The sequence below is a fragment of the Myxacorys almedinensis A genome, assembly GCF_010091945.1.
GTDB lineage: Bacteria > Cyanobacteriota > Cyanobacteriia > Leptolyngbyales > Leptolyngbyaceae > Myxacorys > Myxacorys almedinensis.
The window spans coordinates 49,537-56,254 of sequence record NZ_WVIE01000031.1; the positions used below are offsets into that span (position 1 = coordinate 49,537).

The following is a 6,718-nucleotide window of genomic DNA, read 5'->3' on the forward strand; positions in this document are numbered from 1 at the left end:
CCCTTTGTCCCTCGCACCCCCTTTGTTTGAAGAATTTTTGCCGATCGCAGCGATCGCAACTACTCCCCTCGGAGCTAACCGTCTCCGCCCCCTGACCGCATCGCTAGCAGCAACCCTGTGGATTCCTGCTGCGGTTTCGTCCGCATTGCCAGACGCTAAATTGCCAGACGCTAAAGTTTACCAGAAACCCCTGAGCGAGCATCTTGCAGCGCTTTGGAATGAGCAGAAAAGTTGGGTGTTTTGTTTAACAACAGGCGCGGTCGTGCGGCTGATTGCGCCATTGCTGCACGACAAAGCGACCGACCCAGCCGTAGTGGTGGTAGACGAAGCCGGAAAATTTGTGATCAGTCTGTGCGGTGGGCACCAAGGCGGAGCCGATCGCCTCGCTCAACTGATTGCCCTGCAAATCGGGGCAACGCCAGTGTTGACGGGGGCATCCAACCAGCTAGAGTTGCCGGGGATCGATGTGCTAGGGCAACCCTACGGGTGGACAAAAGGCGAGGGAGACTGGACAGGGGTCAGCGCTGCGATCGCGCGGCAAGAGCCAGTGCAGGTCATTCAAGAAGCGGGGTCTACCCTGTGGCAATCTCATCTCCCCGCCCATCATTCGTTTCAGTTTGGGTTTCCAGCATACACAGCCACGGTTCGCGAACCCCTGCCTGAGCCAAAAGCGCGGGTTTGGATTAGCCCCCTCCAACGCCGGTTTGCGCCAGGGGGGGGCAAAGTGCAGTGGCATCCCAGAGTGCTGTGGGTGGGGATTGGCTGTGAGAGAGGCACGCCAAGAGCTTTGATAGAGCAGGCGATTCGAGAGGTGTTTCAGGCGCATCATTGGGCAGAAGGCGCGATCGCCGGGATCGCTACGATCGATCTCAAAGCCGACGAAGCGGGATTAGTCGAACTGTGCCGCGATCGCGGGTTACCGTTGCGATGCTTCTCAGCAGACAAACTCCGAGAAGTAACCGTTCCGACTCCCTCGGAGGTGGTAGAGGCTGAAGTCGGCACTCCGAGTGTTGCCGAGGCAGCCGCGATTTTGGTCGCAAATTTTACAGCAGAGGCACACCCGATCGATCCTCCAGACCCATCATCCGGCACGGCGGCTCCATCGGTTCCCCCCCCGCTATTGATGCCAAAGCAGATCTTTCGGCACGCCGGACAAGCGGGTGCCGTGACGATCGCGGTTGCCCAAGCCGCTCAAGACTATACCGGACGGGAGGGCAAGCTCTGGCTAGTTGGGATCGGACCTGGAGCACTCGATCAAATTACCCCAGCGGCTCAAAGTGCGATCGCCCACGCAGATGTGGTGATCGGCTATTCTCTGTATGTCGATCTGATCACTCCCCTGTTGCGCCCGGGGCAGATCGTCGAAGCCTTGCCGATCACCCAAGAACGGCAGCGAGCAGAACGTGCCATTGACCTGGCAAACTGGGGCTTGACGGTGGTTGTGATTTCTTCGGGAGACTGCGGCATTTATGGCATGGCAGGGTTGGTGTTAGAAGAACTCCGCGCCCAAGGCTGGATGGGATCGCCCGATGTTCAAGTTTTTCCGGGCATCACAGCCCTGCAAGCCACAGCGGCGCGAGTTGGCGCACCCTTAATGCACGATTTTTGCGCCATCAGTTTGAGCGATTTGTTGACGCCGTGGGCAGTGATCGAGCGACGATTAATCGCCGCCGCGCAAGCCGATTTTGTCACCGCGCTTTACAATCCCAAATCGCAAACTCGGACTCAGCACATTGCGATCGCTCAGCAAATTTTCCTTCAGCATCGCGCTCCCACCACGCCGGTTGCCCTGGTTCGGTCTGCCTATCGCCCTGATGAAGCCATCCGCCTCACCACCTTAGAGCAACTGAGCGACGAGCCAATCGATATGCTGACAACGGTTCTCATTGGCAATCAGAGCACTCAACTCTACTGCGATCGCATGATTACGCCCCGTGGCTATCTCGGCTTTGGGACATAAATTCTCTCTGGCGGGATGCGATAAGCTAAACTGTGTTGCTCGCAGGTGATGGTATGGTAGTCAAACGGCTGGCAGGCTGGGTTTTGGTGTGGATGATGATCGGGTGCGTTTGGCTGACCTCTGCGATCGCCGATCCGGCTCCCACCGGCAAACGGTACTCAGAGCAATATCGCCCTCCCGTTTCCTACGGCAATGCCGAACTGAGAGGACAAGACTTTTCTGGGCAAACCTTGAGGCTGGCAGAATTTGCCAACGCCAATCTCAATCGCGTCAATTTTTCTAACGCTGATCTCACGGGCGCAGCCATGAGTGCCTCAACCATGACCGACACCAATCTGAGCGGTGCCAGTCTATCTCAAGCCATGCTGGATCAGATCTTCTTTATCCGCGTCGATCTCAGCGATGCCAATCTCAGCAATGCGATTCTGCTCCGCAGCGAGTTTCAAGATGTTAACATCACAGGGGCAGATTTTTCGGATGCCATTCTCGATCGCGCTCAGGCAAAAGAGCTTTGCAAAGTGGCAAGGGGCGTCAATTCTAAAACTGGCGTAGAGACCCAAGAATCGTTGGGGTGTCCGTAACGGTAAAGTGGCGAGGGCAAATCAGTGAGGGCAAATTGATGGCAAAACGGGTGGGCGTCATTGGAGGCGGACAGCTAGCGTGGATGCTGGCAAGCGCTGCTAAAACGCTGGGGATCGAGCTAACGGTGCAAACTGCCAACTCAGACGATCCGGCAGTTGCGATCGCCCATCACGCCCTGTTTGCGCCGATCGATGATGCTGTTGCCACCACTCACCTCGCCACCCAAACGGATGTGATCACCTTTGAGAATGAATTCGTCGATTTAGCAGCGCTTGATCACCAAGACATTTGTTTTCGCCCTAGCTTAGCGTCTCTCAAGCCGTTGCTAGACAAGTATCAGCAGCGATGTTTTTTGCGCGAGTGCAACCTGTCAACTCCCCAATTTTGGGCGCTCGAAACAGCCCCCTCGCCTCGGTTCCCGGTGGTGCTAAAAACCCGTCGTCATGGATACGATGGGCAAGGAACGTTCATTATTAAAAACCAAGCCGACTGGGAAACAACCCTCCACATGCTGGAAAATCGCCCGCTTTTGGTTGAAGAATTTGTCCCGTTTGAGCGAGAACTTGCCGCGATCGCCGCGCGCTCTCAAACCGGGGAAATTGTGGTTTATCCAGTCGTTGAGACCCAGCAGACGGATCAGGTGTGTCGATGGGTGATTGCTCCGGCAGCGATTGCTGCTGAGACTGCCGCCGAAATCGATGCGATCGCTCGCACCCTACTCGATCGCTTAGAAGCAGTCGGCGTGTTTGGAATTGAGTTTTTCCTGGCTGCAAACGGTCGGGTTTTAGTCAACGAAATTGCCCCGCGAACCCATAATTCTGGACATTTCAGCCTAGATGCCTGTGTGACATCACAGTTTGAGCAGCAACTTCGAGCGGTGAGTGAGTTGCCGTTGGGCAGTCCTGCGCTCACATCCGACGGAGCCGTCATGGTCAATTTGCTCGGTTATGAAACCGCCCAGAGCGATTACCTGGAAAAACGTCAGCACCTTGCAGCCCTTCCCAACGCTTTTGTGCATTGGTATGGCAAATCGCGATCGCGCCCTGGGCGTAAGCTGGGTCATGTCACCGTATTGCTCGAAGCGCCCTCTCCGACCAAGCTTTATGACCAGGCAGCGCACGTCGTTAAAACGATCGAAGGCATTTGGTACGGATCATGACAACGGCGGAACAATTCTCATGATGAGCCTTTCCTGCTCACCAGTGCAAGACCTTTAGTAGAAACAGCTAACGATCCTGCTCACCAGCCGCAGATAACCTTTGCATTTCAACGATGGCTTAGATTTATTCCGATGCAACAGGCTTGTTAGGTTGTGTCAACTGTTGTTCCTAAACTGCTGACGATCTACTCTTTTGCCCTGTGATAAATCCTGTTATCAGGACAAGCGCATATCCCCACAGCAACCATGCTCCATACGCACCATCAGCAGTTGGAAGCACATTTGGGTAAACCAGAGCAAAGAAATAAGTCGTTACTACGTCCAGTAGCATTCCAGGAATGGCTAAACAGATTGCCGCATCTCTACGCTGGTAGGGCTGTACCTTCTTCCAACGGAACAAACCATAAGCTAGAAGCGGCAAGCACAACAGAGAAAATAGGAAGCTACCGCCCATACTTAGATTGTTTTCAGCAATGAAAAAAGTGTGTCCCCACAAACGTATGATCACCGTCGCAATGAGCCAAACCAGAAAGCTCATAAAGAAGAAAAATCCGTAGGAAATATTCTGGCTGCGGTTTTCAGTCATATCGAACCGAGTTGAAGTCTGCATAGATTCCTCCAGCAAAAATCTTGTAAACTGTAAACGCGAGATTTATCTCACATTTTCAATATACGAGGAAAGCCTCGCGTTTGTCAACCCAAGATCTGAGTCATGCCTGACCCCGCCCAATCAGCGCCATTGTGGCGCGTTCCTCAACAAGCCCGTAGTTGGGAACGATTTCATCGCATTCTAGATGCAGCGGCTGAATTGTTTGTCGAAATTGGCTACGATTCAACCACGACTGATGAAATTGCAATAAGAGCCAATACCTCAGTTGGCGGGTTGTACCGTTTCTTTCCAGACAAGTTAGCTGTTTTTCATGCATTGCTCGATCGCTATCTCAATCAACTGAGAGATCTGTTTGCCACCCTTCATACTGACGAAACAATGCAACTACCGCTCGAAACCTACATTAGTCAAATCGTGGATGGATTCGATCAGTTTGTGAGTGGAAATTCTGCCTTCCGCACAGTATTTGTACAATCGCGCCTGATTCCGACAACTATTGAAATGAATACGGCATTTAATCAAGAAGTTGCACAACAACTAGCTACTTTCTTTGAGGCGCGCAACCCGGCTTTGGAACAAGCTCAAACAAAACTACTAGCAACAATCAGTGTCGAGGTTGCTAGCGCACTTGATATGCTTGCACTATCGGGCAATCACACTTTTCAACACCAAGTTCTAGCCGAAACCAAAAAATTGCTGATTGTTTACTTGCGACAGTACATTCCAGGTTAATTTTAATGCCCTATCAATAACCTCAAATACTGCCCCAACCAACAACCTGAGCAGCCTAACGTTACCAATCACTAGACGCTGGTAAGTTTTCGTTCTCACCAACCATCTTGATACGGTCGGTGTACAAGCAGATTGTTATGCTGCTGAGAAGATTGCTTAAGTTTTAGATCAACTACTGTGGCTACGCAAGTCATCAAGCATGACTTTAGCGTGTTCAAGCCAGTTTGGAAACTCTGGTAATAGCGAATATACCTACACAATAGCGTGTAGCTTACCTGACACTGTTACTGTACCTGGTTTTCTGAAGTGATGAAACTGTCTGTAACTTCCTCGCGTCCGCACTTGGCACTATCCATCTTCCTCTAAAAGTTTAATTTAGTTCTTTAAGTTTCATTCATAGGGTCAAGTATTATTCTGAAAACCTGATCAGGTTGAAATACAATCTGGTTGTGGTGTATTACACCCATCGTGTCACAGAGGGTAGCAGCAATCTCAATAGCTAGGCTAGTAACCCGGCAGCTATTGAGATTGCGGGACGTAAATCCCAAGGCATCTAGCGATCGCTGGTTACTTCCGCTCTAAGCGCTGAGTTCTGGCTTCAAGGTTCTCGCCATCAAACAACCCCTCAACCCTCATGTTGGGATAGGTTTGCTTATTCCACTCCAAGTTGTCGATCGCTTGTTGACGATTCCAACCCGGTGCAAACCCAGCCCGGTTTCCATCCATGATTAGCTCATAACCGACTTTACGCCCATTTAATAAGCCTTCGACTTTGATGTTGGGATAGGTTTGCTTATTCCACTCCAAGTTATCGATCGCTTGTTGACGATTCCAGCCCGGTTCAAACCCCACTCTTTTCCCATCCATGATTAGCTCATAGCCGACTTTCTCACCGTTGAATAAGCCTTCAACTTTTTTGTCGGGATAGGTTTTTTTGTTCCATTCCAGGTTTTCGATCGCTTGTTGGCGCGTCCAGGCGGGGTCATGTCCGACTTGCTGACCATCCCAAAACAACTGGTAACTTCCTTTCGCTGCCGTGGGCGTTGAGGGAGTTGATGGGGGTGGAGTCGATGGAGCAGCGTCCCAGGATACGGGTAGCTTCAGCGTCACCGATTTTGTTGGTGCACATTTGCTAACGCCAAAGAATGAGTAACACGCATCGGTTTTTGTTTCTAAACGCAGAGGCCCGCGTTTCACGCCACCTCGTACCTGAGCACGGTTGCCAGCCACATCGATCGTGCCCAGGGTGACTTCAACGCCATCCGCCCCAACATATTGCTTTTGGCTAGTTGCAATACCAGCCAATGTGGCGTAAATGTCATACCCTTGCCCTCTCTTTTCAGCACACACCTGAGGATTTCCAGGGAAATCAACCGGCATGTCAATACATTTCACATTGTCGTTTGCTGCTCTAGCACTGCCTGCGATCGCTAGCGCCAAAATCGGTAGGCTGAAGCTTGCGAGCTTGATTGCGTTCCAAGAAAATTGACGAGCCATGATTTTTTCTCCTTTTGAGTAAGTTGATCAGAGCGTCATTCCAATCGTTGGTTCTTGTGGTTCGTTAGAGATTCAAATGCAATCTAAAATCTGATTACGCTCTCATACCAAATCAAAAAATGCCTGCGACAGATAGTGCATTTACGATAAAGCTAAAGCCAGTGACAGAAGCAACGGT

Annotated in this window: 6 protein-coding genes; 4 read left to right on the forward strand and 2 right to left on the reverse strand. The window is 51.4% G+C overall.

Annotation, left to right across the window (positions count from 1 at the left end):
- Nucleotides 1-22 precede the first annotated feature (22 nt).
- The 3 genes from cobJ to GS601_RS19855 are packed head-to-tail and all read left to right on the forward strand — an operon-like array spanning nucleotide 23 to nucleotide 3,701.
- Nucleotides 23-1,960 carry a precorrin-3B C(17)-methyltransferase gene (gene cobJ / locus GS601_RS19845; RefSeq protein WP_162425034.1) on the forward strand — a complete coding sequence of 646 codons (1,938 nt, stop codon included), beginning with the start codon at nucleotides 23-25 and terminating at the stop codon, nucleotides 1,958-1,960.
- A gap of 53 nt (nucleotides 1,961-2,013) precedes the next feature.
- Nucleotides 2,014-2,541: a pentapeptide repeat-containing protein gene (locus tag GS601_RS19850; RefSeq protein WP_162425026.1), complete on the forward strand. Its 528-nt coding sequence runs from the start codon at nucleotides 2,014-2,016 to the stop codon at nucleotides 2,539-2,541.
- Nucleotides 2,532-3,701, forward strand: a complete 1,170-nt coding sequence (locus GS601_RS19855) for a 5-(carboxyamino)imidazole ribonucleotide synthase (RefSeq protein WP_338017090.1) — start codon at nucleotides 2,532-2,534, stop codon at nucleotides 3,699-3,701. The genes GS601_RS19850 and GS601_RS19855 overlap by 10 nt, the downstream gene beginning before the upstream one ends.
- Nucleotides 3,702-3,870: 169 nt before the next feature.
- Here the strand turns inward: GS601_RS19855 and GS601_RS19860 are convergent, their stop codons facing one another.
- Entirely contained in the window at nucleotides 3,871-4,311 is a 441-nt protein-coding gene (locus GS601_RS19860; RefSeq protein WP_162425027.1) for a DUF5367 domain-containing protein, read from the reverse strand.
- 102 nt (nucleotides 4,312-4,413) lie between these two features.
- Here GS601_RS19860 and GS601_RS19865 point away from each other — a divergent pair, with 102 nt between their 5' ends.
- Nucleotides 4,414-5,043, forward strand: coding sequence for a TetR/AcrR family transcriptional regulator (locus GS601_RS19865; protein WP_162425028.1), 630 nt, complete (start codon nucleotides 4,414-4,416; stop codon nucleotides 5,041-5,043).
- A 567-nt stretch (nucleotides 5,044-5,610) separates the two neighbouring features.
- Here GS601_RS19865 and GS601_RS19870 read toward each other — a convergent pair.
- Nucleotides 5,611-6,540, reverse strand: a complete 930-nt coding sequence (locus GS601_RS19870) for a hypothetical protein (protein ID WP_162425029.1) — start codon at nucleotides 6,538-6,540, stop codon at nucleotides 5,611-5,613.
- Nucleotides 6,541-6,718 lie beyond the last annotated feature (178 nt).